The following is a 20,328-nucleotide window of genomic DNA, read 5'->3' on the forward strand; positions in this document are numbered from 1 at the left end:
CGCCTCACTCATTGCCCCTTTCGTTCACTGGCTTTAACTGTATCCACCGTGCTTCTGCACCCATAGAGAAAAGACTCCCACTATGTCTGCACCAGTCACCCAACAGCCTGCCCAAGGGCCGGGAATCACTACAGAGCACAAGCGCGTGCTCGCCGGTTCGATGGTCGGCACCACCATTGAGTGGTTCGACTTCTTCATCTACGCTCAGGCCGCCGGCCTGATCTTCGCTACCCAGTACTTCGATCCGGTCTCCAACGAAAGCGCCTCCCTCGCACAGATCATTGCCTGGGCGTCGCTGGGTATTTCCTTCCTTTTCCGTCCTCTCGGGGCAATTTTGGCCGGCCACTTGGGTGACCGGCTCGGACGCAAGCCGGTCCTCGTGGTCACGTTGGTCGGCATGGGCCTGGCCACCATGTTGATGGGTGTGCTGCCGACGTACGCCTCTATCGGCATGGCAGCGCCTATCCTGCTAGTGATCTTGCGCATCCTTCAGGGCCTCTCCGCCGGCGGCGAATGGGGCGGCGCGGCGATGCTGGCCGTTGAGCACGCGCCGCAGGGCAAGCGTGGACTGTTCGGCGCGTTCCCGCAGGTTGGTGTGCCTCTTGGTATGTTTCTTGCCACCATCTTCATGCTGGTTCTCTCCTCCGTCCTCACTCCGGAGCAGTTCCTTGCCTGGGGCTGGCGCATCCCGTTCCTGTCCTCCGTGGTGCTCATTCTCCTGGGCTACCTGATTCGCCGGGCAGTAGAAGAGTCCCCGGCCTTCGCGGAGATGGAGGAACTAAAGGAAAAGTCCACGGCACCGCTTGCGGTCCTGTTCAAGGGCCACCTCGGAACCGTCATCAAGTGCGCGGTCATCTTCGCCGCCAACAACGCGATTGGCTACTTCGTCATCGCCTACTTCACCGCCTATGGCACGAAGGTCGTGGGCTATACCCGCCCCCAGGCCCTTGGGGTAGCCCTGATCGCGTCGATTGGTTGGTTTATCGGCACGCTGTACTTCGGCCACCTGTCTGACCGTTTGGGGCGCCGCACGACGTTCATTGGCGGCTACATCGTTTTGGCGCTGTATATCACCCCGGTGTTCTGGGCGGTTGACTCGGGCAACGTCATGTTCTTCGGCGTGGCCGTGTTCCTCTTGGGCGTCATCCTGGGTGCGACCTATGGCCCGCAGTCAGCGATGTACGCGGAGATGTTCCCGGTGAAGGTGCGCCTGTCGGGCGTGTCCATCGGTTACGCCTTCGGCTCCATCATCGGTGGTGCCTTTGCCCCGATGATTGCAGAGATGCTGTACACGCGGTACGAGACCTCGATGGCCATCGCCGCCTACGGCATCGCGATTTCGGTCGTTTCCCTCATCGGTGTGCTCACCGTCCCGAAGGGTATTCAGGACCGCGATCTGCACGTTTAATCGCCCCGAGTTTGTTCACTCGCCACCCCCTTTAGCGCTTAACCCTTTCTCCGCTGGCTTTTGTTCCGGCTGGAGGGTCAGGCCCTAAAGGGGGTGTGGCGTTGTGGGGGTAAATAATTATTCAAAACGGTACCTATAGGTTGGCAGGTAGGCTAAGCTTCTCGCTAATACTCGTCGTACGCGGCCCGTATAAACAATTCCTACGGTCTTGTGGTGCGCGATATTTGCTCAAGAAGAAAGTTCTCTCATGACCACATCAACCCCGCATAAGACTCGCTCTACACGCGATACTTTTAATACGCGCTTCGTCTTCCTCATGGCCGCCATCGGCTCCGCCGTCGGCCTGGGTAACATCTGGCGCTTCCCCTATGTTGCCTATGAGAACGGTGGCGGCGCCTTCCTCATACCGTACATGGTCGCCTTGCTCACCGCCGGTATTCCCATCCTGTGGTTCGATCTCGCCATTGGTCACCGCTTCCGCGGTTCTGCACCGCTGGCATTCCGCCGCATCAGCAGCCGCTGGGAAGGAATCGGCTGGTTCAAGGTCGGCGTGAACTTCTTCATCGCCATCTACTACGCTGCCATCATTGCGTGGGCGGCGCTCTACACCATCAAGTCCGTGCAGCAGACGTGGGGCGAGGATCCCTCGACGTACTTCATAGTTGACTTCCTCCAAGCAGACGCGGAGGCAACCTATTCCGGGCACGTTGTCCCATCCATTCTGGGCGTCATGATCCTCGTATGGGTTGTCTGCATCGCTACGCTGGCCACGAGCATCAACAAGGGCATCGGCAAGCTGACCTCCATCTTCCTGCCGGTCCTGGCCGTCATGTTCATCATTCTGGTGATCCGCGCCTTCTTCCTCGACGGCGCCGCCGAGGGCCTCAACGCCTTCTTCACTCCGGACTGGTCCGTGCTGAGCAACCCGTCGGTGTGGATCGCCGCCTACGGACAGATCTTCTTCTCCCTGTCCATCGGTTTCGGCATCATGATCACCTACGCGTCCTACCTCAAGCCGCGCACCAACCTCACCAACACGGGCCTGGTTACCGCCTTTGCGAACTCCTCCTTCGAGGTTCTCGCCGGCATCGGCGTCTTCGCCACTCTGGGCTACATGGCCGCCCAGCAGGGCGTGTCTGTCGATGAGGTGGCTGAGTCTGGTATCGGTCTGGCCTTCATCGCTTTCCCGACGATCATTAACCTCATGCCGCTCGGCTGGCTGTTCGGTGTCCTCTTCTTTGGCTCCCTGTTCCTGGCCGGTGTGACCTCGCTGATCTCCATCATGGAGGTCGTTGTCTCCGCCGTGGCAGATAAGTTCAACATTTCCCGCCGCGTTTCTGCCATCAGCGTTGGCAGCGCGATGGGAGTACTGTCCTGCTTCCTGTTCGCCACCTCCTCGGGCCTGGTCACTCTGGACATCATGGATAAGTTCACCAACAACTTGGGCATCGTCTTCGGCGCCATCTGCGCCCTCGTAGTCGTCGGCTGGGTGACCGGCCGCCGCCGCGAGATCCAGCAGCACATCAACGCCGTGTCGCAGTTCAAGGTGGGTGGCTTCTGGCAGTTCCTGACTTTCGTCGCGACCCCGCTGCTGCTCGTCTACTTCCTGGTCAACGAGATCATCACGATTGTCCGCGAAGGTTATGAGGGCTACTCCTCCACACAGATTGGGCTCTTTGGCTGGGCGGTTCTGGGCGTCATTCTGCTCGTTAGCTTCGTCATGCCGCTAGTGGACTTCCGCGGAAACAAGTACCTAGACGGCATAGAGACGTCTGATTACGGCGTCCCAGTGGGCGGCCGCCCGGCCGGCACACCGAACCCGCTTGCCACAGGCAACGCCGCCGCACCGAACACGGACGACAAGTAGCGGCTAGTAGGAAAGGAGAATAACAATGACTACAAGCGCAATCCTGCTCTTCATCCTCTTCGTCGTCGTCATCTGGGGCGGACTGGTTGTGTCCTCCATCTGGTTGGCGCGCAGCGACGATGAATTCACCGGTGAGCTGGGTAATGCCCCCGGCACCGACGACGAGTCCCTATCGCACCGCGTGCACCACTAAAGGGGCCGGGCAGTAAACGGCTGCCCGCTCACACCTGCCCCTTCCTATATCTCGACTACCGTGCGCCCATGGCGGGAGCCGGCGCGCAGCTCTTGAGCGGCAGTGGCGACATCGGCCAGCGGCACCGTTTCAGTAATAGAGTTCAGCATGGTGAGGTCGAGGTGTTCGTCGAGAAGCTGCCAGGCCGCCTCGCGCACCTCGCGGGGCGCATCGACGGAGTTACCGCCGGCCAGCACGATGCCGCGCAGGATGAATGGCAGCACCGAGGCAGGAAGGTCCGGACCAGCCGCCATACCGGTGGCCGCCACCACGCCGCCCCAGCGCACCTGCGCCAGCACGTTGGCCAAGACGGTGGAACCGGCGGTGTCAATGGCGCCGTCGTACAGCGCCTTCTGCAGCGGGCGGCCGGTCTCAGACAGCGCTGCACGGTCAAGCACGTGATCCGCGCCGAGTGAGGTGAGGTACTCCGACTGGGATTCCACGCGGCCGGTGACGGCGGTAACCTCGTAGCCGGAAGACTTGAGCAGCTGGACCGCGATGGATCCCACGCCGCCGGTGGCCCCGGTGACGAGGATATGGCCCTTCGTCGTGCCGTGCGTGCGCAGCTGGTTCACGCAGATAGCGGCGGTGTATCCGGCCGTACCAATTGCGGCGGCATCGTGCGCGCTGAAACGCTGGGGTACAGGGATGGTGGCTTCACCGTTGACGCGCTGGCGGGTGGTATAGCCGCCATGGCGGAACTCGCCCAGGCCATCGCCGCAGGAGACGACAAGCTGGCCGGGGTCCAGGCGAGAATCAGAAGTCTCCACCACGGTGCCCACCACATCGATGCCCGGGACGAGCGGATCGATGCGCATGACACCTTTATCGCCCTCCAGGGCCATGGCGTCTTTGTAATTGAGGGAGGAAAACTGCACATCCACGACCGTGTCACCTTCCCCGAGCAGGGGCTGCTCTTGGAACGAGTGCGTTACTCCGGAATCGGTGCGAGTGACAATCAGTGTGTTCATGGACACTATCGTACAGAGGATGTGAAGCAGTGTTTTCTGGCTACTGCTTCAGCCGATTGTCAGCGAAAACCACTAGGGTGAGGCGCATGACTGGGATAGAAGCTCAACGCCCGCGCAATCGGCTGAGGCCCGCGCCGGATCCGTATCGGCACCTGCTTCGTGATTCCCTCCTTGTCGCAGCCCTGTCCCTGGTGGTCGTGGTGTTGGCGACGGTGGGCAAGCCCTTCATGGACATCCCCGGCGTGGTGGACGGCTCCGCGCATGCGGTGCGAAGGGTCAATCTGCAGCTCTTTGGCGGATTTGAGAACGCCTCCGTGTGGTACGGCGGGTGGACCGATCTCCTGGGGAATATTGCTCTCTTCATGCCGCTGGGAGCGGCGATTTACGTGGCCGGGCGCAACCGCGTCAGGATTCGCTGGGGCTTGGGCGGGACGATGCTCCTTGGGCTCGTGATCAGCTTGTGCATCGAAAGCGCCCAGTACATCTTTGCGCTGGGCTTTAGCGATATCGACGACCTCTTATACAACACGGTGGGTGCTGTCCTCGGCGCCGCACTCATGGCGCGCGTGGGACGCGAAGAGCAGATGAAGATTCTGCGCCGCCTCGGATTCCTGCTTGCGCTGGCAGCGGTGGTGCTCCTCGCCATGGCGACGCTGTAGTGCCTAGCTGGGCGTACGCACGAGCTTGGCGACGTCCCCCGCCACCCGCCGCGCATAGGGGGAGACACCGGTAATCGTGGCCGAGCCCGGGCCCGTCCACGAGCCATAGCCCACGGGGAAGAAGCCTTCCACCGTGGGCTTTCCTTTTGCCAGCAGCCCAGGGAAGGGGCGCAGCGCTGGGCGGAAGCCGGTGGCCCAGATGAGATCGCTGAAGCCTTCGCGGTTCAACTGGTCCAGCGAGGAGAACATGCCGGTGGCGCGCAGCAGCCCATTATCACGGGCCTTGAGCACCGGCGGGACCATGACGATGTCTCCTAGCTCACTTTCCGGCCCCGGGTCCGGCTCGCCCCGAAGTTTTGCCAGCATGCGCTGTCTGTTGCGGCTAAAGAGCACGCGCCCGTCGACATCATCCGGCATCCAGCGCGGCGGGTGCGTGGTAAACCACGTGGTGTCCACGCCCGCGAGAGCTAGCTCGGCGGCGATTTGGGCACCGGAGTTGCCCGCGCCGACAACGGCTACAGGATTGTTGTGGCCGCGCTCTAAGAAAGGACCGCACCCCGGGTAGCTCGCCGTGTGCCATTGGCGCCCCTGGAATTCACCGGGGTAGAAGGGGATGAACGGCGCGGACCAGGTGCCCGTCGCAGCCACGACGGTGCGGGAGCGGAACTCACCGTGGGTGGTGAAGAGGTGGAAGAGGGGGACGTCGTCAAGCACGCGCTCCACCGTCACCCCGTGCCGGACCGGCAGGTCATAGCGTTGCTCATAGCGGGTGAGGTAATCCACCACGTGGGAAGCCGGCGGGAAACCGGGATGGGCGGGCATGGGCCAGCCGGGCAGGGTGGAGGACTGGGCATCGCTAAAGAGCGTGAGTGAATCCCACACGTGCTGCCAGGCCCCGCCGGGGGAGGAGTTGGCGTCGAGGATGAGGAAATCGAGCTTCTGACGGCGCAAGTAATAGCTGGTGGCCAGGCCGGATTGGCCGCCACCCACCACGATGCAATCGTAGGTATGCATCTATTGGATGAGCTTTCGCTCACGGGCCGCGGAGACGGCCGCCGTGCGGGTTTCCACGCCGAGCTTTTGATAGACGTGGATGAGGTGGGTCTTGACCGTGGCTTCGGAGATGAAGAGCCGCTGGGCAATCTGCTTGTTGGAATCTCCCGTGGACAGCGCCTGCAGGATCTCCAGCTCGCGTGGTGAAAGGGCGGTTTCCGGCTGTGCCAAGCGCTCCGCCAGGAGGTTGGTGACTTCAGGCGCCAAGGTCCGCTTGCCCGCGGCCGTGTCGAGCACCGCGGCGTGCAGGGTGTCCTCGGGGGCGTCCTTGAGCAGGTAACCCAGCGCGCCCGCCTCCACGGCGGCCAGGATATCCGCCTGCGTGTCATAGGTGGTCAGTATGAGCACCGGTGGACCGTCGAGCTCGCGCACGCGCCGGGTGGCGGCGATGCCGTCGACGTCCGGCATCTGGATATCGCAGACGACCACATCGATATGGGGAACATCAGCATCCGTCAGCTGCTCGACGGCCGAGCCATCGGAGCCTTCCAACACCACCTCGATGTCGGGGAAGGCGTTAAGAATCGCGCGCAGCCCGGCGCGGACCACGGGGTGATCGTCGATGAGCATCACGTTGACCATTGCTGCTGCTTCCTGTTGGGATTCGCACCGCGAGTGCGGTGCCGGCGGGTGAAGATTCTACCTGGACGCTGCCGCCAACGCTGCGAACACGCTGCTCCAGGCCGGTCAGCCCGAAGCCCCGTGGTCCCTCGATGCCGCGGCCATCATCGACGACATCGAGGATGATTCCATCCTCGAAAGAGCCCAGAGTGACCACGGCGCGGTCGGCGTCGGCGTGTTTCATGACGTTGGTGAGTCCTTCGCGCGCGGCGCGCAGGATGACGTGGGAAAACTCGGTGGGAACCTCGGCGCTTCCGGTGAGCTTGAGCCTGAAACCGGTACGCAGCCCGAGGCCTTTGGCTTGGGCTTGGAGCTCGTCCACGAGTGCGCGCAGTTCCTTATCGATGGAGGAGACAGGGGCCGCGAGCTCCTTGACGAAGCGCCGGGCCTCGGCCAGGTTGTCCTGGGCGACCTTTTCAATGAGCGCGAGCTGTTCAGCGACGTCCTGTTGAGTAGACGTCTTCTTGGCGGCGCGGCTGAGCAGGACGATGGAGGACAGCCCCTGCGCCACTGTGTCGTGGATTTCGCGGGAGAGCCGCTCCCGTTCCTCGAGGCGCCCGGCTTGGTGCTCGCTGGCCGCCAGCTCCTCCTGGGTCTCACGCAGCTGCTTGGCGACGGCCTCGTGGTGCGCCGCCTCCGCCTGAACCCGGCGGGCGGCGTGGTAGACGGCCACGGCAAAGCAGGTGCCGATGAACGGGCCGATGGCCGCGGCCGCAGTCCACCCCTGTGGGTGGAGCCACGCGGGGACGAAGGCGGCGACGGCCCACAGCACCACGCTGGCGACGATTCCCGGCCAGAAGGGAAGCGCATGGATAAAGACGAAGACCAGCGGGAACTCGAGCCACATGAAGTCTTGGGCGTGCACCATAAGCCCGATCCACAGCAGGCACAGGGCGGCGAGCCACAGCGTGGTGGGGACGGGGCGGGTGATGGTGCGGGAGCCGAAGATGGCAAACCCCGTGTAGACCACTGCGAGTGCGATGGAGAGGCCGAGGGCGCGGGCGTCGAGGCGGTCATCGGCCCATGCGCGGAGTACTCCGAATACGAGGAGGAAACCGAACATGGTGTGCAGTCCCACGGTCCACAGTCTGTTGCTCATCATCACGGCAGTCCAGCTTATCGCCTGGTTGGAGGAGGGGGAATCAACCAACTGGTTGAGTGGAGGTTCAACTGGCTACTCGATTACTTTCTGCGCTGGCCACAGCAGGATTAAAAGTATGTTCCTGGCATTGAGAGAGATAGTCACCGCCCGCGGTCGGTTTTTCCTGATCGGCGGCGTCGTGGCTCTAATTACGTTGTTGCTCGTTATGTTGTCCGGCCTGACCCAAGGCCTGTCCAAGCAAAATACCTCCGCGCTTGAGGCACTCGGGGAGCAGAATCCTTATGTGACCTTCTCGACGGAAGACCCGTCCTTCACCGAGTCGGAGATCTTCGCCGAGGACGTCCCCGCTTCTGGCATTCCGCTGGGCACCTCCCAAACCAAGCTGGAGGGCCACGGCGGCGTGGCGGTCTTCGGCCTGCCCGAAGGTACCCAGATCCCTGGCTCCAGCACCGTGATTCCGGAGGAAGGCATGGTCTTGAGCCAATCCATCGATGAAGACATGAATGCGCCCTCCCGGGGCACCCTCGGCGGCGTGGACCTGGACGTCAACGGGGTGGTCGAGGATGAGTATTACTCCCACTCCCCGGTGGTGTGGGTCTCCACCGCAACTTGGCAGAAGGTCTCCCATTCCCCCGAAGACATGGTGGGTGTGGCCGTGCTGTCCCACGAGCCGACCGACACCTCCGTGTCCATGGGCAAGGCCCTGTCCGGCCTGCCGGCTTATAGCTCGGAGCGCGGCTCCCTGCTGACCATGCAGGCCTTCCTCTACGGAATCTCCGCGCTGGTCACCATCGCTTTCCTGAGCATCTGGACCATCCAGCGCACCCGTGACCTGTCCATCCTGCGTGCCCTTGGCGCCAGCGTGAAGTACCTGCTCAAGGACGCCATCGCGCAGGCTGCCATCATCCTCGCGATTGGCGTAGGGGTCGGCGCGCTCGTCGGCTGGTTGCTGGGCCTTGCCGCCCAAGGTGCCGTGCCCTTCGAGGTCTCCGCCATGACCGTCATCGTCCCCGCGCTCGGTATCTGGCTGCTCGGCATCGCTGGTGCTTTCCTGGCCACCCGCCGCGTTTCCAAGATCAACCCGCTCGACGCCCTAGGAGGCAACGCCTAATGACTACCACTGCTTCTTCCCCTTCACTGTCCCTCCGCGACATCGTGGTGACCTACCCCGACGGCGACTCCCGCGTCACGGCGCTGGATAACGTCAGCCTGGCCGTCAAGCCGGGCGAGCTCACCGCCGTCATCGGTGAGTCCGGGTCCGGCAAGTCCACGCTGCTCTCCGTAGCTGCCGGCCTCATCGAGCCGGACTCCGGCACCGTGGAGCGAACCGGCTCTCGCGGCCTCATCTTCCAGCAGGCCAACCTGCTGGCCGCCCTGACGGCGCGCGAACAGCTGCTCATTATTGATCACATGGAGGGTCGCAAGCCGCGCCAGGATCGTGCCGATGAGCTGCTCAGCTTCGTGGGCTTGGAGGGCTTTGGCAACCGCCGCATGAACCAGCTCTCCGGTGGTCAGCGCCAGCGCGTCAACATTGCCCGCGCTCTCATGGGCCAGCCTTCCGTGCTGCTTGCCGACGAACCCACCTCCGCCCTCGACTCCAAGCTCTCCCGCGAGATTGCCAAGCTCCTGCGCGGTGTCACCGATGACTTTGATACCGCAACGCTGTTCATTACCCACGACCGCAGCCTGCTCGATTATGCCGATACCGTGGTTGAGGTCAAGGATGGAAAGCTCTCCGAATATTCCGAGTTAGCAGCGTAGGAACCCTCTCATCTCTCACGTGTTCATACAAAGGGGTAGATTAAAGCCCCGTTATGATTCGACCCCGCAAGCCCCGAGTAAGCCCAACTGACTACCCGCGCATGCAGCAGTGGACCGCGCTGCATGCGCTTATGTTGAGCATCACTGTGGTGGCCTGCGGGGTCTTTATCGTCGCCGCCCGCAGAATCAAGGGAACTTCCCGCGAGGCGTTCATCCGCCGGATGGTGGGCTGGGCCTTGCTGGTGGCGGGCACTGCGTGGACGGTCATCTCCCTGGACCCGAAGCAATTCGATATCCGCGAGTCTTTGCCTTTGCACCTGTGCGATGTGCTGCGCCCGATTCTGGCGCTGGGCCTCATTACCGGCAATGAGCATGCCCTGACCTTGACCTACTTCTGGGGCATCATCCTCAACCCGCAGGCCATTATCACCCCGGATGTCATCTACTACTTCTCCCCGCGGTGGCTGCGGTTTGGTACCTATTGGTTCTTCCACATTGTTGCACTCGCCGTGCCGCTGGCGCTGACTTTCGGCTTGGGCTACCGCCCGACGTGGAAGGGCTACCGCTTCGCCGTGAAGGTCACGCCGGTGTGGATGGCTATCGCGATGGCAGTCAACGCGAAGACCGACGGCAACTATGGCTTCCTGAACCACGCGCCGGGCAGCTCCTCCATCATCAACCTATTCGGCCCATGGCCTGGTTACATCGTGGTGGAGACCCTTGCCGTCGCGGCAGCATGGGCGGGGATGACGTGGCCGTGGGAAAGCACCTCGCTGCGCCGCGGCACGGTGGCGGTGGGTCCGCGCGGGCTCATGCGCAAGTCCGTCGGTACCGCGTCCGGGATCCTGCGCCGGGCCACGGTACGTTTTCGTAAATAGTGGCCCGGAAACCGCGAAATTCTAGGGCTTCGTTGCGAAAACGTACCTAGACGGCGGCGGCCAGGTACGGATCGATCAAATAAGGCCCCAGATCCGCGTATTTTTGGGGTGCAATTTGATCGAAACGTACTTAGTAGCGGAGCTAGCGCCCGGCGTTGAGGAGCCGCGCGATGGCCCGCGGGATGGCCGCCGCAATCTGGGAGGCTGAACAGGGCGCGAAGCCCTCGGGAGTCTCGGCCGCGATGGCCGCCGCGTGCGCGTGGATGGCCCCGGCGTGGAGAACTTCGGTGATGATTTCGGTGGGGGACGCGGCGGGCGCGTTGACGTAAAGCTGAGCCATGACCGCGCCCAGAATGCCGGAAAGCACGTCCCCAGAGCCGGGGGTCGCGGCAAAGGAGTGACCGGCGTTGAAGGAATACAAAGGCTGGCCCGGCGCGGTGATGCGGGTCAGGCGGCCCTTGAGCAGGATGATGCTGTTTAGCTCCTTGGCTAGCTCGTGGAGGGCACGGCTCCAGCCGGTAGCCGCATCGGGAGCAGAGCCGAAAGCAGCCTCGTAGAGGCGGCGGAACTCGCCTTCATGCGGGGTGAGGATGGTCATCGGGTGCTTGGTAACTTGCTGGCGCAGGGAGGTATTGCGCGCTAGAAGCGTCAGGGCGTCGGCGTCGAGAACGGTGGGCAGGTCCTGCGCTAGCACCTTGCGTAGTTCGGTGGCCGCCGTTGCATCGGTACCGCGGCCGGGGCCCACGACCCAGGCTTGGGCTTGCCCGGCGGAGGACACATCGGGATGGCAGACCAGCTCGGGGAGAAGGGAAGTAATCGAGTTATCGCCGATGAAGCGCACCATCGAGGGCGTGGCGCGCACCGCCGCGGTGGCGCAGAGGAGCCCCGCACCCGGGTAGGTATCGCTTCCGGCAACCAGGGCGACGACCCCGCCGGAGTACTTATCGGAGCGCGCGCCTGGTGTGGGATCGGTGATGGGGCCCGTGCAGCCAACCGGCCAGGGGCGGGAAGCGCGCCCGCCCGGCAGATCGAGTTCGCCCGATTGCCACGCAAAGGGCGTCGGAACGGAGGGCTCGTGAGCGATGAATGCCGCTGGTTCATCGAGTTCGGCGAGGGTCTCAGCGAAAGAAGGCGCGCCGGGCAAGAAGAGATCGGAGACCACAACCTGCCCGCATTCGGCGGCCAGCGCGTGGCCGAGGCGTGGCGAGCCGAAGGTGACGGTGACATCGGCGTTAACGGCATCCGCGGCGCAGACTCCCGTGTCGGCGTCGACGCCGGTGGGCATGTCGACGGCTAAAACCGCGGCCCCGGCAGCGGTGGTATCGCGGTAGAGGGACAGGGATGCATCGGAGAGGCCGCGAGCGGATCCGAGGCCAGCGATGGCGTCAATAAGCAGCGCGGTATCAGTAGGGACCTCGCCGGGAGAGAGGACCGTGCCGCCAGCACTGCGGAACGCAGCGAGGGCCTCCTCGTGGCAGCGCTCTGGAACCAAAGCATGGACCGTAACCCCGCGTGAAGCCAGCTCCGCCCCGGCAAAGAGCCCGTCCCCGCCGTTGCCGCCGGAGCCAGCGAGAATGAGCACCGCGCCGGGGCGTGCCTCCAGCATCACTGATGCGGTTTCTGCCACCGCCGCGGCGGCCAGCTTCATGAGCTGATCCTCATGAGACTGTTGTTCCAGCAGGCGCTTCTCAGCGGCACGGACAGTGGCGACGGTATAAGCAGGGCGCATAACCCACACCCTAGCGCGCGGGTTGGCAGGTGGGGCACCAGAAGAGGTTGCGGCCCTGCATGACCTGCTCCCGGATCTCGGTGCCGCACACGTAGCAGGGTTGCCCGGCGCGACGGTAGACATAGACCTCGCCGCCATGGTCATCTTTGCGGGGCTCGCGGCCCATGGCCTCCGGCGTATGGGCGGGGCGGACCGTGTCGATGCGGCCGCGTTCGACGCCGTAGTCCATGAGATCGACCAGATCAGACCAGATGGCATCGAACTCCTCTCGGTCGAGCTGGTTGCCGGGGATGAAGGGGGAGAGTTCTTGGCGGAATAGGGCTTCTGCGCGGTAGATATTGCCCACGCCAGCAAAGAGGCCTTGGTCCATGAGCATCGCGCCGATGCTGCGCCGCGAGGCATGCACGCGGGCCCATAGGGCATCCGGGTCGGCATCCTTGCGCAGCGGATCCTGGCCCACTTTCGCCACCTTGGCCTGGTATTCCTCCTCCGTAATGAGCGTGCAGAACTGCGGGCCGCGCAGATTCGCGGCTGTGGTGCCGTTATCGATGCGCAGCCGGATTTGGCCCCACACATCGGCAGACGGCTCAAAGCGCAGGGACCCAATGAGGCCTAAATGGATGTAGATAACGTGGCGCGGGTTATCCGCATCGAAGTGGAGAAAGAGGTGCTTGCCAAAGGTTTCGGCGAGGGAGAGGCGAGAGTCGTCGACAAGCGCGGCCTCCGTAGCGAACCGGCCTTGGGGGCTGCTCACGGCCAGCGGCTTGTTACGGAAATCCGCATTGAGTGTGCGGGCAAGACGGTGAATAACGTGTCCCTCAGGCATGTCAGGAAGTCTACGCGGGGGCAGTGCTGCTGTAGACTTTCCGGGTACTACCCGTTGAACGGAAGGGCCTAAATACTATGGGGCGCGCAATCGGTTTTGACCGTGAAAAATACATTGAGCTGCAGTCGGAGCACATCAACGCTCGGCGCAAAGAAATCGGCGGGAAGCTTTACCTCGAGATGGGCGGCAAGCTTTTCGACGATATGCACGCCTCCCGCGTGCTGCCCGGTTTCACGCCGGATAACAAGATTGCGATGCTCGAGCGCATCAAGGATGACGTAGAAATCCTCGTCTGCATCAACGCCAAGGACATCGAGCGCCAAAAGATGCGCGGTGACCTGGGGATCCTCTACGAAGACGATGTGCTGCGGCTTGTCGACGTCTTCCGGGGCCGCGGATTCCTTGTCAATAACATCGTCATGACGCAGCTCGAGGACGGCAACAGCCAGGCGGAGGCCTTCATCGAGCGCCTCGAGCGCCTGGGGCTGACGGTGGCGCGCCACCGCGTCATCCCGGGCTACCCCGCCAACATCGACCTCATTGTCTCCGAGGACGGCCTGGGCAAGAACGACTACGTGGAGACCACCCGTGACCTCGTCGTGGTCACCGCGCCGGGGCCGGGCTCCGGCAAGCTGGCGACCGCGCTCTCGCAGGTCTACCACGAGAATCTGCGCGGCGTGCAGGCAGGCTACGCCAAGTTTGAAACCTTCCCCATCTGGAACCTGCCGCTTAATCACCCGGTGAACCTGGCCTATGAGGCGGCCACGGTGGATCTCAACGACGCCAACGTCATCGACCACTTCCACCTCTCCGCGCACGGCGAATCCACGGTGAACTATAACCGTGATGTCGAGGCTTTCCCGCTGCTGAAGTCCCTGCTGGAGCGGCTGACCGGCACCGTGCCCTACCAGTCCCCGACGGACATGGGCGTGAACATGGTGGGCTTCTGCATCACCGATGACGAAGTCTGCCGCGAGGCCTCCCAGCAGGAGATCATCCGCCGCTACTTCAAGACTTTGGTGGAGGAAGCCCGCAACGGCCTCGACACCACGCAGTCCGAGCGCGCCGCCGTGGTCATGGCGAAGGCCGGCATCAAGTCCACCGACCGTCCGGTTGTGCTCCCAGCACGTCAGAAGGCGGAAGAGACGCAAGGCCCGGCAGCCGCGCTGCAGCTTCACGACGGCACCATCATCACCGGCCGCACCTCCCCGTTGCTGGGCTGCTCCGCAGCCGCGCTGCTCAATGCGCTCAAGCACCTCGCTGGCATCGATGATGAGCTGCACTTGTTGTCCCCGGAATCCATCGAGCCCATCCAAACGTTGAAGACAAAGCACCTGGGCTCGCAGAACCCGCGCCTGCACACCGACGAGGTGCTTATCGCGCTGTCGGTATCGGCAGCGAAGGACGAGAATGCCCGCCGCGCGCTTGAGGCGCTCAAGGAGCTTCAGGGCTGTGACGTGCACACCACCACCATCTTGGGTTCGGTGGATGAGGGCATCTTCCGCAACCTGGGCGTCCTGGTAACTTCTGATCCGGTCTTTGCCCGCAAGAGCGCGCTGTACCAGAAGCGCTAAGATTCTCCCGAACACTGGACGGAAGCGTTATCTCCGTAGGCATTCCCCCAGACCTGGAACCCGAAAGGTGCAGGTGAGCGGCGCCCAGCGCTTGCCGACGTCCCACCGCCCACCAGGGAGTTTCGGGATCGAGGTCTGGGGGTTTGGCCTGGGCCAACCCACGCGAGTGGACAAAGTGCAGGGGAGGGATCATGCTCCCATCCCGTATTCCAGCCAGGGTTTCTACCAGGTCGCCTAGTCAACCACTGAAGTCCCGGGAAAGAGGCACGCAGAAAAAGACGAAACTCAATCAGTCGTTCGCAATCGAAGAACGAAGCCACCAATACCCCGGGCTAACTAGCTCAAGAAGTCATCCTGGTATTGCTGCACCATTGAATCGAAATCACGATCACGTTCAAAACCTAAGGCTTCCACTCTTGACACATCGAAATTTCCCGGCCAGCTTGTAACTATCGCAGCAATACTCTCATCAGGCTTGTCACTAACAAGCTTTCTCGTTTCAGAGCCAGCCACACGCTCAAGCGAATCCAGCATTTCGCCAACCGTGACACAAATTCCTGGAAGATTCATAACTCTCCACGAGCCGAGTTTTGAGCCTTCAACTAAGAGTGCCCTTCCAAGATTACGAACTGCTACTTGCGGCGATGCAAGCCACATTCTCGTATCGTGCGGCACGGGGACCTCCGACGGCACACCGTTAAGAGGCTCACGAATGATCCCGCTAGCAAATGAGCTCGCGGCAGAATTCGGTTTACCAGGTCGCACCGAGATCGTAGGGAGTCGGCAAATGCGAGCATCTACGAAGCCTTTTCGTCCATACTCATTGACAAGCAGCTCTCCAATGGACTTGGTTGCCCCATAGGTAGAGTCAGGCTGAGTGGCCCAGTATTCAGGCATTACTTGCGGAAGACTGCCCCCAAACACGGCAAGAGAGCTCGTGAAGACGAACCGTGCAGGATGAGCCCCCTTAGCGCTACGAGTATGACGCACGGCCTCGAGAAGACAACGAGTGCCATCTATGTTGACACTCAATGCCGAATCAAAATCCGCCTCCGAACCACCCGAAAGCACGGCTGCTAAATGGATAACTGCATCAGTTTCTCCAGTGATTGCTTGTAGGACAGTCTCTCGATCGGTGATCTCTCCAACCACGGAGCGCACGCGCGGATCTGACACCCGGGCAGCAGCAAGGTCAAATGAAACAATCTCGTTCAAATCAAGCTTGCCGTGGTCTGCCTCGGAAAGAAAATGCTGAATAAGCAGGGTCCCGAGAAAACCCGCACCTCCAGTGATAACGATGTTCATACTTGCTCCTTATGAAGAATGTAGTGGCCGCCAGCGCCCCGCCCCTCTCGTATTGAGGATGGGCTTCGCCAGTCACTAACAGCCAAGAAAAGGTTCTGAAGACCATGGCATAGAAAATGGGGTGAATTCCTTCCGATAGGGAGGAATAAGAAAGTCATAAACCACTTTCGTGAACCAATGCACTGCGGAAGTGATGAGGCTTTTCTATAGCAATAAGCGTTCGAAAAACAAAGCAGAATTTATATTTAGCGCACGCGCATCAATCATAGGTAGACTCCCCTCAATGCAAGTGATGTGAGATACTTTTAACATCCTACCGTAAGACACATCACATTGAGTCTTTTATTCTTGTCAAGGACTGAATGGGCGGCACCCTTGCGGGCTTATTGCCTTTCACCAAGTTTCTGGAACCGAGGAGGATTTCTAATGTCCCCAACAACGCTCGTGCTGCTCGGCATTGCTGCGGTAGCTCTCATTCTCTTTTTGATCATTAGAGCAAAGACCCATCCATTTATCGCGATGCTACTTGTGTCGATCGCTTTGGCACTTGCAGCGCGCGTACCGCTTTCGGAAGTTGTACCACTACTCAAAGATGGTATGGGAGGAACACTCGGAGGTGTCGCTCTCATTGTCACGCTTGGTGCAATGCTCGGTCGAATAGTGGAAGTCTCAGGTGGCGCTGAAGTACTAGCTCGTTCTCTTGAGAAAAACTTCGGCGAGAAGCGCGCACCATGGGCACTAGGCGCTGCCTCATTTATTTTTGGTATTCCGGTCTTTGTTGATGTAGCGACAATCGTGCTCGTTCCAATCACACTTGCCGTGGCCCGTCGAATGGGTGGAAAAACAAATATGCTTGCCTACGCCTTGCCTGTAGTTGCTGCTTTGCTAACAGTGCATGTAGTTCTCCCACCGCACCCTGGAATCGTTGGCGCCTCAGAGCTGATGCAAGCTGATGTAGGCATGGTTCTTTTACTTGGTCTGATTCCTGCCGTCGTTATGTGGCTGGTAGGCCAAGTGTTCTCAGGTTTCATAGTCAAGAAGGTTTTTTCTCCGGTGCCAGCTGTTGGTAGTCAAGCCGCCGGAACTACCGCAAACCAAGACGTCGAAGTTGATGATGGAGGGGCACCGTCAGTGGGGCTCGTTCTTGCCACGATTCTCCTCCCTCTTGTGCTCATTATGGGTGGCACCGTATCTACACTCATGCTTGATGAAGGTACCGCAGTACGGGATTTCCTGGGCTTCGTTGGTGACTCTCCCATCGCTCTTTTCATTGGCGTCATATTCGCGACTGGGGTCTTAGGTTTTGCACGTGGCTGGGGCAAGGAACAGGTAGAGGACGTTGTAGCCTCGGCACTTCCTGCTACGGCCGCAGTCATCTTGATCACTGGCGCAGGGGGGACCTTCGGCAAAGTCTTGACTGAAACCGGTGTTGCCGATGCTGTAGCTGATTTGCTGGTGTCCACGGGGCTACCAGTGCTCGTGCTGGCATGGTTGCTTGCAGCTTTTATTCGCGCAGCCCAAGGGTCCGCAACCGTTGCGGCACTTACAACTGCCCCATTAGTGGCACCAATGATTGCCTCCCTGGAGCTTAATGGATTGCAAGTAGCACTGGTGACTGTGACTGTCGGCATCGGCTCGATGGCATTTAGCCATGTAAATGATTCTTTGTTCTGGGTGTGGAGCCGCTACTTCCAAGTAGATACCGCATCAGCGTTGAAGTCTTACACAGTGACGACAACGATCATGTCAATAGTTGGATTCGTTGTAGTTGGAATCTTGTGGCTAGTACTAGGAGCAATGGCGTAATGGAAAGGCATGAAAAAATGAATCTTTTTGAGGCACCATCGAGGCGTCTTCTGGTGCTTGACGACGACCCTACTGGCTCACAGTGCGTTTCGAACGTCGAAGTGGCCCTCGATACTGATCCATCTATTCCGGCCGAGGTGCTACAGAACCGAGGTTCAGCGTGTTTTGTCCTCACGAATTCGCGCGCCCTCGATGAAGACGCTGCCGTAGAAATCAACCGCAAAATGGTTGGGTCCGTAGTCGAACGCTTGGAAGACTGCCGCGGCCTACATGTTGTTTCTCGCTCGGATTCAACGCTTCGCGGCCACGTAATCGCAGAGCCAAATGCAATTGCTGATGCGCTTGCGGAGCACAACATCGAAGTAGATGGCTTTTTGTTCTGCCCGGCGATGATTGAAGCAGGCCGATTCACTAAAAATGATGTTCACTTCGCCATAGTGGACGGAAAAGCGCAACAGGTGGAGGACACTGACTTTGCGAACGACGCAACATTTGGGTATTCCCACTCGAACCTTGCGGACTTTCTTGAAGAGAGGTCTGGTGGGATAGTCCGCGCGGAGGAGTGTGTCTCAATAAGTCTCACCGATATCCGCGACGGTGGCGTAGAAACGGTCAAGGCAAAGCTCGTCGAGGCGAAGAATCGACGCTGGATAATAGTTAATGCCACCGAATATTCCGACATGGATATCGTGTCAGAAGCAGTGGCAGAACTCGAAGAACAGGGCAAAGTGTTTGTGACTCGTTGCGGCCCTTCCTTCGTTCGCTCCCTAGCTGGGCAGCGAAACGCTCAACTGATTACTTCTGATTCCTTAGAAATTGATCCATCACGCACAGCTCATGGGCTCGTCGTCGTTGGCTCACACGTAGGGCTCACGAGCCAACAGCTTGCAGTACTTCAGCAGCGAAGCAATCTCCATGAGTTTGAGCTGCAGGTTCCTAAGCTGCTCGATTCAGGATCCCGTGAGCAGCATATCGATGAGGTTTCAATGCGTGTGAGAGAAGCGCTAGCGAGTTCCGATTGCGTCCTGTACACGAGTCGAGAACTGATTAGGACAGAGTCAAAGGCTGAATCTCTCGCGATCGCACGACAAGTCTCTGATGCAGTCGTTGCAGTGGTGCAAGCAGCAAGGGAAGCACGTCCAGCCTGGGTCGTCGCCAAGGGAGGTATTACATCCCACGAGGTAGCGGCTTCGGGCCTCGGGATTCAGCGTGCCAAGGTCCAAGGTCAGTTTTATGAGGGGCAGATTAGCTTGTTTACTGCTACCGAAGCTCCTGAAGACGTGATCGGAGTACCGTACGTAGTTTTCCCGGGAAATGTAGGCGGTAAGGAGGCTTTGGCAGAGGTCGTTGAAAGGCTACGAGCTGCCACGACAGATGCTTAGGCTTATCCTTTTCTCACTAAAGAATAGGGCCAACCTTAATCCGCATATCAAAAACTGCGAATCTACCCGATGACTACATACACCGAGAGTAGATTAGCTGGAAAATTTCACAGTACCTACCAATTTATTTTTACACTCAAGGGAGTTTTAAGTGCGCACCACTCCAAAAGTTGCCTGGATCGGGCTCGGCGCCATGGGAGGGCCAATGGCCCTCGCAACCGCATCAGCTGGAATGAGCGTCACGGCATTTGACGTCCAGCCCTCTTCACTCGAATCAGTAGCACCTCAAGTGAGCGCTGCCTCTAACGCTCGTGAGGCTGTTTCTGGTGCCGACGTCACCGCGATTATGGTGGCAACTGGAGACCAGTTGCAATCCGTCCTATTCGGAGAAGAAGGAATTTCCCCTCACCTTTCTCAAGGTTCAGTAATTCTCATTATGGCGACCGTCGGCCCGAAGGCCATTGAACAAGCTGTTGATGGCCTTGCGGGTACAGGCGTACATGTCGTTGACGCACCAGTGTCTGGCGGCGTCGCACGAGCAAAAACAGGGGATCTACTCATGATGGTGTCTGGCGACAGTTCCGCTGTGGCCGTCGTTCAGCCACTTCTGGATGCAATGGCGTCAAACGCCCCCGTAGTCGGCGAACGTCCTGGCGACGGCCAGCGTTTCAAGATCGTAAATCAGCTGTTGTGCGGCGTCCATATCGCAGCTGCTGGCGAAGCACTAGCTCTAGCGGATTCGATGGGGCTGGAAGTCTCCCGGGTGCACAAGGTGCTTGGAACAGGAGCTGCAGCTAGCTTTATGTTTGGTGATCGCGGGCAGAGGATGGTTGATGAGGCCTTTGATGAGGTGCGTAGTGCACTCGATATCTTTGTGAAGGATATGGGACTAGTCGGGGAAGCTGCACGAGAAGTACACCAAGAAGTACCACTTGCAGTTACGGCGGAGCAACTTTATATCAGAGGACATCGCGAGGGAGTGGGGCGTAAGGACGATTCAATCGTCTTCAAACTGCTACGCGGCGAGCATTGATGAGTATTGACTTAGGCGACCGACTTCGACGCCTCCAGCGCACACCGCATTTCCCCAGACCTAAAACCCGCAACCTGCAGGTGAGCGGTGTCAGATGCGGGTTTTTGGTACCGGTGTTCCG

Annotated in this window: 18 protein-coding genes; 11 read left to right on the plus strand and 7 right to left on the minus strand. The window is 60.4% G+C overall.

The window, feature by feature from the left end; all coding sequences use genetic code 11:
- Nucleotides 1-82 precede the first annotated feature (82 nt).
- The 3 genes from HMPREF2932_RS04455 (at nt 83) to metS (ending at nt 3,468) form a co-directional block, all read left to right on the plus strand.
- Nucleotides 83-1,408: an MFS transporter gene (locus tag HMPREF2932_RS04455; RefSeq protein ID WP_046648772.1), complete on the plus strand. Its 1,326-nt coding sequence runs from the start codon at nt 83-85 to the stop codon at nt 1,406-1,408.
- 247 nt (nt 1,409-1,655) lie between these two features.
- Nucleotides 1,656-3,275 carry a sodium-dependent transporter gene (locus tag HMPREF2932_RS04460; RefSeq protein WP_046648773.1) on the plus strand — a complete coding sequence of 540 codons (1,620 nt, stop codon included), beginning with the start codon at nt 1,656-1,658 and terminating at the stop codon, nt 3,273-3,275.
- Nucleotides 3,276-3,300: 25 nt separating this feature from the next.
- Nucleotides 3,301-3,468 carry a methionine/alanine import NSS transporter subunit MetS gene (gene metS / locus HMPREF2932_RS04465; RefSeq protein WP_046648774.1) on the plus strand — a complete coding sequence of 56 codons (168 nt, stop codon included), beginning with the start codon at nt 3,301-3,303 and terminating at the stop codon, nt 3,466-3,468.
- 44 nt (nt 3,469-3,512) lie between these two features.
- Here the strand turns inward: metS and HMPREF2932_RS04470 are convergent, their stop codons facing one another.
- A complete protein-coding gene (locus HMPREF2932_RS04470; protein WP_071409696.1) occupies nt 3,513-4,478 on the minus strand; it encodes an MDR family oxidoreductase in 966 nt (321 codons plus the stop codon).
- An 86-nt stretch (nt 4,479-4,564) separates the two neighbouring features.
- Here HMPREF2932_RS04470 and HMPREF2932_RS04475 point away from each other — a divergent pair, with 86 nt between their 5' ends.
- A complete protein-coding gene (locus tag HMPREF2932_RS04475) occupies nt 4,565-5,137 on the plus strand; it encodes a VanZ family protein (RefSeq protein WP_046648776.1) in 573 nt (190 codons plus the stop codon).
- A 3-nt stretch (nt 5,138-5,140) separates the two neighbouring features.
- On the opposite strand, the gene HMPREF2932_RS04480 is transcribed toward HMPREF2932_RS04475, so the two are convergent.
- Genes HMPREF2932_RS04480 through HMPREF2932_RS04490 form a run of 3 tightly spaced genes read right to left on the minus strand, consistent with a single transcriptional unit; the run spans nt 5,141 to nt 7,913 of the window.
- A complete protein-coding gene (locus HMPREF2932_RS04480) occupies nt 5,141-6,151 on the minus strand; it encodes an NAD(P)-binding domain-containing protein (RefSeq protein WP_046648777.1) in 1,011 nt (336 codons plus the stop codon).
- Nucleotides 6,152-6,772, minus strand: a complete 621-nt coding sequence (locus HMPREF2932_RS04485; protein WP_071407035.1) for a response regulator — start codon at nt 6,770-6,772, stop codon at nt 6,152-6,154.
- Nucleotides 6,708-7,913, minus strand: a complete 1,206-nt coding sequence (locus HMPREF2932_RS04490; protein WP_071409697.1) for a sensor histidine kinase — start codon at nt 7,911-7,913, stop codon at nt 6,708-6,710. Before HMPREF2932_RS04490 ends, HMPREF2932_RS04485 begins: the two co-directional genes overlap by 65 nt.
- Nucleotides 7,914-8,028: 115 nt before the next feature.
- Between HMPREF2932_RS04490 and HMPREF2932_RS04495 the strand changes: the two genes are divergently transcribed.
- The 3 genes from HMPREF2932_RS04495 to HMPREF2932_RS04505 are packed head-to-tail and all read left to right on the plus strand — an operon-like array spanning nt 8,029 to nt 10,552.
- A complete protein-coding gene (locus HMPREF2932_RS04495) occupies nt 8,029-9,024 on the plus strand; it encodes an ABC transporter permease (protein ID WP_071409698.1) in 996 nt (331 codons plus the stop codon).
- Nucleotides 9,024-9,674 (plus strand): ABC transporter ATP-binding protein, encoded by a 651-nt coding sequence (locus HMPREF2932_RS04500; protein ID WP_071409699.1) that lies wholly within the window; start codon nt 9,024-9,026, stop codon nt 9,672-9,674. Before HMPREF2932_RS04495 ends, HMPREF2932_RS04500 begins: the two co-directional genes overlap by 1 nt.
- 53 nt (nt 9,675-9,727) lie before the next feature.
- On the plus strand, nt 9,728-10,552 hold the full coding sequence (locus HMPREF2932_RS04505; protein WP_071409700.1) for a YwaF family protein: 825 nt from the start codon (nt 9,728-9,730) through the stop codon (nt 10,550-10,552).
- Nucleotides 10,553-10,694: 142 nt separating this feature from the next.
- Here HMPREF2932_RS04505 and HMPREF2932_RS04510 read toward each other — a convergent pair whose 3' ends face one another.
- Both HMPREF2932_RS04510 and HMPREF2932_RS04515 read right to left on the minus strand, forming a co-directional pair.
- Nucleotides 10,695-12,281, minus strand: coding sequence for an NAD(P)H-hydrate epimerase (locus HMPREF2932_RS04510; protein ID WP_071409701.1), 1,587 nt, complete (start codon nt 12,279-12,281; stop codon nt 10,695-10,697).
- A gap of 10 nt (nt 12,282-12,291) precedes the next feature.
- Nucleotides 12,292-13,107, minus strand: coding sequence for an Fpg/Nei family DNA glycosylase (locus HMPREF2932_RS04515; RefSeq protein WP_071409702.1), 816 nt, complete (start codon nt 13,105-13,107; stop codon nt 12,292-12,294).
- A gap of 77 nt (nt 13,108-13,184) precedes the next feature.
- Between HMPREF2932_RS04515 and HMPREF2932_RS04520 the strand changes: the two genes are divergently transcribed.
- On the plus strand, nt 13,185-14,681 hold the full coding sequence (locus HMPREF2932_RS04520; protein WP_071409703.1) for a DUF1846 domain-containing protein: 1,497 nt from the start codon (nt 13,185-13,187) through the stop codon (nt 14,679-14,681).
- A gap of 336 nt (nt 14,682-15,017) precedes the next feature.
- On the opposite strand, the gene denD is transcribed toward HMPREF2932_RS04520, so the two are convergent.
- The gene (gene denD, locus HMPREF2932_RS04525) at nt 15,018-15,986 is read right to left on the minus strand and encodes a D-erythronate dehydrogenase (protein ID WP_070510162.1); all 969 of its coding nucleotides are present in this window, start codon (nt 15,984-15,986) and stop codon (nt 15,018-15,020) included.
- A 426-nt stretch (nt 15,987-16,412) separates the two neighbouring features.
- Here denD and HMPREF2932_RS04530 point away from each other — a divergent pair, with 426 nt between their 5' ends.
- The 3 genes from HMPREF2932_RS04530 to HMPREF2932_RS04540 all read left to right on the plus strand — a co-directional run bounded on the left by HMPREF2932_RS04530 (nt 16,413) and on the right by HMPREF2932_RS04540 (nt 20,207).
- Nucleotides 16,413-17,792: a GntP family permease gene (locus tag HMPREF2932_RS04530; protein WP_070547020.1), complete on the plus strand. Its 1,380-nt coding sequence runs from the start codon at nt 16,413-16,415 to the stop codon at nt 17,790-17,792.
- 17 nt (nt 17,793-17,809) lie between these two features.
- On the plus strand, nt 17,810-19,174 hold the full coding sequence (locus tag HMPREF2932_RS04535) for a four-carbon acid sugar kinase family protein (protein ID WP_118853179.1): 1,365 nt from the start codon (nt 17,810-17,812) through the stop codon (nt 19,172-19,174).
- A 151-nt stretch (nt 19,175-19,325) separates the two neighbouring features.
- Entirely contained in the window at nt 19,326-20,207 is an 882-nt protein-coding gene (locus tag HMPREF2932_RS04540; protein ID WP_083317774.1) for an NAD(P)-dependent oxidoreductase, read from the plus strand.
- The last annotated feature ends 121 nt before the right edge of the window (nt 20,208-20,328 follow it).

It is taken from the genome of Corynebacterium sp. HMSC074H12 (genome assembly GCF_001813755.1).
GTDB lineage: Bacteria > Actinomycetota > Actinomycetes > Mycobacteriales > Mycobacteriaceae > Corynebacterium > Corynebacterium hiratae.

Excerpts from the sequence above, each read along its gene's own strand:
- HMPREF2932_RS04455 (WP_046648772.1), top strand. The coding sequence starts at position 83 with ATGTCTGCACCAGTCACCCAACAGCCTGCCCAAGGGCCGGGAATCACT.
- HMPREF2932_RS04460 (WP_046648773.1), top strand. The coding sequence starts at position 1,656 with ATGACCACATCAACCCCGCATAAGACTCGCTCTACACGCGATACTTTT.
- metS (WP_046648774.1), top strand. The coding sequence starts at position 3,301 with ATGACTACAAGCGCAATCCTGCTCTTCATCCTCTTCGTCGTCGTCATC.
- HMPREF2932_RS04470 (WP_071409696.1), bottom strand. The coding sequence starts at position 4,478 with ATGAACACACTGATTGTCACTCGCACCGATTCCGGAGTAACGCACTCG.
- HMPREF2932_RS04475 (WP_046648776.1), top strand. The coding sequence starts at position 4,565 with ATGACTGGGATAGAAGCTCAACGCCCGCGCAATCGGCTGAGGCCCGCG.
- HMPREF2932_RS04480 (WP_046648777.1), bottom strand. The coding sequence starts at position 6,151 with ATGCATACCTACGATTGCATCGTGGTGGGTGGCGGCCAATCCGGCCTG.
- HMPREF2932_RS04485 (WP_071407035.1), bottom strand. The coding sequence starts at position 6,772 with ATGGTCAACGTGATGCTCATCGACGATCACCCCGTGGTCCGCGCCGGG.
- HMPREF2932_RS04490 (WP_071409697.1), bottom strand. The coding sequence starts at position 7,913 with ATGATGAGCAACAGACTGTGGACCGTGGGACTGCACACCATGTTCGGT.
- HMPREF2932_RS04495 (WP_071409698.1), top strand. The coding sequence starts at position 8,029 with ATGTTCCTGGCATTGAGAGAGATAGTCACCGCCCGCGGTCGGTTTTTC.
- HMPREF2932_RS04500 (WP_071409699.1), top strand. The coding sequence starts at position 9,024 with ATGACTACCACTGCTTCTTCCCCTTCACTGTCCCTCCGCGACATCGTG.
- HMPREF2932_RS04505 (WP_071409700.1), top strand. The coding sequence starts at position 9,728 with ATGATTCGACCCCGCAAGCCCCGAGTAAGCCCAACTGACTACCCGCGC.
- HMPREF2932_RS04510 (WP_071409701.1), bottom strand. The coding sequence starts at position 12,281 with ATGCGCCCTGCTTATACCGTCGCCACTGTCCGTGCCGCTGAGAAGCGC.
- HMPREF2932_RS04515 (WP_071409702.1), bottom strand. The coding sequence starts at position 13,107 with ATGCCTGAGGGACACGTTATTCACCGTCTTGCCCGCACACTCAATGCG.
- HMPREF2932_RS04520 (WP_071409703.1), top strand. The coding sequence starts at position 13,185 with ATGGGGCGCGCAATCGGTTTTGACCGTGAAAAATACATTGAGCTGCAG.
- denD (WP_070510162.1), bottom strand. The coding sequence starts at position 15,986 with ATGAACATCGTTATCACTGGAGGTGCGGGTTTTCTCGGGACCCTGCTT.
- HMPREF2932_RS04530 (WP_070547020.1), top strand. The coding sequence starts at position 16,413 with ATGTCCCCAACAACGCTCGTGCTGCTCGGCATTGCTGCGGTAGCTCTC.
- HMPREF2932_RS04535 (WP_118853179.1), top strand. The coding sequence starts at position 17,810 with ATGAATCTTTTTGAGGCACCATCGAGGCGTCTTCTGGTGCTTGACGAC.